Annotated in this window: 2 protein-coding genes; one reads left to right on the plus strand and one right to left on the minus strand. The window is 66.1% G+C overall.

All coding sequences use genetic code 11. The features are described 5' to 3' along the window. Window positions 1-68: 68 nt before the first annotated feature. Window positions 69-1,135 (plus strand): IS630 family transposase gene (locus ESG85_RS37050; protein ID WP_425471196.1). Its coding sequence is split into 2 segments (ribosomal slippage): window positions 69-512 and window positions 515-1,135, totalling 1,065 coding nucleotides; the frame shifts between segments, so codons are not numbered across the junction. A gap of 289 nt (window positions 1,136-1,424) precedes the next feature. Here ESG85_RS37050 and ESG85_RS35180 read toward each other — a convergent pair. Then, window positions 1,425-2,860 (minus strand): hypothetical protein (locus tag ESG85_RS35180; RefSeq protein ID WP_164986339.1); only part of this gene is annotated, 1,436 nt, incomplete at its 5' end.

The raw sequence follows: 2,860 nt of genomic DNA on the forward strand, positions 1-2,860 counted from the left end.
TACTGAGGCTGAACTCGTGGTGTCGCAGGGGCTGACGGCTGGTCGTCTGCTGCGGTATCACCGGAGGCATGCGGTATCCACAAGGGGGCGGGCTGACCGCCGAACGGCAGCAGTTCCGCGAGGGGTTACGGCTCAAGGCCGCAGAGCGGTTCGCCCAGGGCGAGGCGAGTGCGGTGATCGCCAAGGACCTGCGGGTCAGCGTCCGCTCTGTGCAGCGGTGGCGGCGGACGTGGGATGAGGGCGGTCCGCGGGCTCTGCGGTCGCAGGGGCCGGCGTCGCTGCCGAGGCTAAGCGAGAAGCAGTTCGCTCAGCTGGAGGCGGAGCTTGCCAAGGGGCCAGCCTCGCATGGCTGGGAGGACCAGCGGTGGACGCTGGCGCGGGTCAAGACGGTGATCGGCAGGCGTTTCCACCTGACCTACACGATTCAGGGTGTGCGCAAGCTGCTGGTGCGTAACGGCTGGTCCTGTCAGGTGCCGGCCCGACGCGCGATGGAGCGGGACGACGCGGCGGTGGCCGGATGGGTCAAGGAGGTGTGGCCCTGCGCGGAAGACTCGCGGCGGCGCGCGGAGCCTGGCTCGTCTTCGAGGACGAAGCCGGATTCTCCATGACGCCGCCGCATGCGAAGACCTGGTCCCAGCGCGGCCGGACCCCGGTGGTGCGGGTCCGCGGCCGGTCCCGTAGACGAGTATCGATCGCCGCGCTGACCTGCTACAAACCCGGGCACCGGTCCCGGCTGATCTACCGGCCCCGCCGGGACGACGGCCGACGCGACGGACGCAAGAGCTTCTCCTGGCGCGACTACCGAGACCTGCTGATCGCCGCCCACCAGCAGCTCGGCGGCCCGATCGTGCTCGTCTGGGACAACCTCAACGTCCACAAAGCCGCCGACCTGCGGGAATGGGCGGCAGCCCAGGACTGGCTGACCATCCACTACCTGCCGCCTTACGCACCCGACCTCAACCCCGTCGAAGGGATCTGGTCACTGCTACGGCGCGGCTGGCTCTCCAACGTCGCCTTCAGTACCCCCGAACACCTCGTCCAACGCATCCGACGCGGCCTACGGCACATCCAGTACCGCAGCCACCTCATAGACGGCTGCCTCGCCGAGACCGGTCTGGTCATCAGGCCCGCCTGATCAGCAGCACGACACCACGAGTTCAACCTCAGTAGTTGGCACAAAAGCGGGATAGTTGGCACCAGCTGAAATCGTTGGCCAAGCGAGCAGTGGTTTGACGCGCCGGCTGCCCGAGGTACCTGACCTGCTACGTTCCGTGAATTGATGAGGTTCGGGCGTACCGTGCGTCGCGGTTCTTGCTTGCTGATCGCGTGTACAGAACCGCAGGGAGCCGGGTTTTGGTCGCAGGCAGTCCCAGGCTGGGTTGCACAGCGGTCCAGATGTGGCCGCTAGTGAATTTGTTGATGATCTATCGCTCGGCGCGCGGACTGGGAGTCTTCACGCTGAGGTCTGCGGCGGAGAGGATGTCGTCGATATTGATCTTGAGGTCGGTCTCATGGTCGCAGGCACGCGCCAACTGTGCCGCGTAGGCATCAAGGCGCCTACGGAGTCGGAGTCGGGCGCCGCGCATGTCGTCCCGTTGGAGAACGGAGACTTCTTTACTGAGGAAGGTGATGTCCCTGATTTCGAGCCCAGCTTTGCGGATGACAGGGCTGTGCAATGGCTCGCCTTGAGTGGCGCCGGCCCACGCGAGGGCGGTTCCGATGTCAGGGTCGCCCTGCTCGTGAAGCCTGCGCAGGCGAGGGATCCCGCTGGTCAGGAGGTGCCACTCTCCACTCGGCATGCGCCACTCGGCCAGGCCCCGACGGCGGCTCGCGTAGTTGATCCGTTCGTCGGTGATGTCGAGGTGATCTGCGATCTGGTCGACTCGGCGGTCGAACTCCGGCCACAGTTTTACGGGTTCGAAGCGCTTGGCGAGGCTGGAGAGGAGCTTGGCAGCCATCTTCGGAGTCAGGCCGAGGGTCTCGGCGCATCGATGCCAGGCGAGTCCGGTGGCGAGTTTTGCCAGTTGGAGAGAGACGGCTCGGCGCAGCGCGCGCTCTCTGGGTTGTTGATCTGTCGGCATGTCGTCGAGGAAGTCGCCGAAGTGCGCGTCGAACCAGAGTTTCGGCAGGTAGGCGGGGACCTCCTCAACTGCGTACCGGTGCTTCCGGGATGGTGTCCGCAGGCTGCGGTGCCCGTGGGTGCTGTAACTCTTCGTCGCCAAGGCCTGGGCGAAGCGAGGAGAGATGTCGAGCGAGCGGGCGATCTGGCCGTAGTACATCGGTGCGCGGGACTGGACGGTTTGGACCAACGGCCGGACCCGTTGGCGGAGAGATGTCTGGTCCTGGTCGCCGAGCAACGTGTCGGCTGCCAGCAGCAGCGCTGCTCGTTGCGTGGTGTCCTCAGGGGCTGCACGGGCGCCGGTCCGCCGGGAGGGTAGGCCCGTGGCTCGGCCGGCTTGGATCAGTTCGGCGATCGGTGCAGCGTGCTCGTCGAAGCGTGTCTGCAGGTAGCCGGAGGGGATGAGGTCTGCAGCGGCTGGCCAGCTGAGAGTGATCAGGTGTGCAGCCAAAACCATGTCGTCGAAGTGCGAGGTACTGTCCGGATCTTGGCGGTCACCGAAGAGGCTTTGGTCGATGCGTTGTTGGAGGGCGAGCAGTTGGCTGAGATCGGAAGCGATCGGTCCGATCGGCGGCTCCGAGGCGTGGTCGAGGCGGGCGCCGCAGCGGCCGTCTTCTCGAGCCTTGGAGGTCGTGTCCCGGGCGCGATTGCGGCATTGCAGTGAGGCTTTTCCATCATCGGTCTGAGCTGGCCAAATGCAGTGTGAGCACGGCTTGGACGAGGCCGGTGATCCGGGTGGTC

The organism is Streptomyces roseicoloratus, assembly GCF_004117935.1.
In the GTDB taxonomy this organism is placed as follows: domain Bacteria; phylum Actinomycetota; class Actinomycetes; order Streptomycetales; family Streptomycetaceae; genus Streptomyces; species Streptomyces roseicoloratus.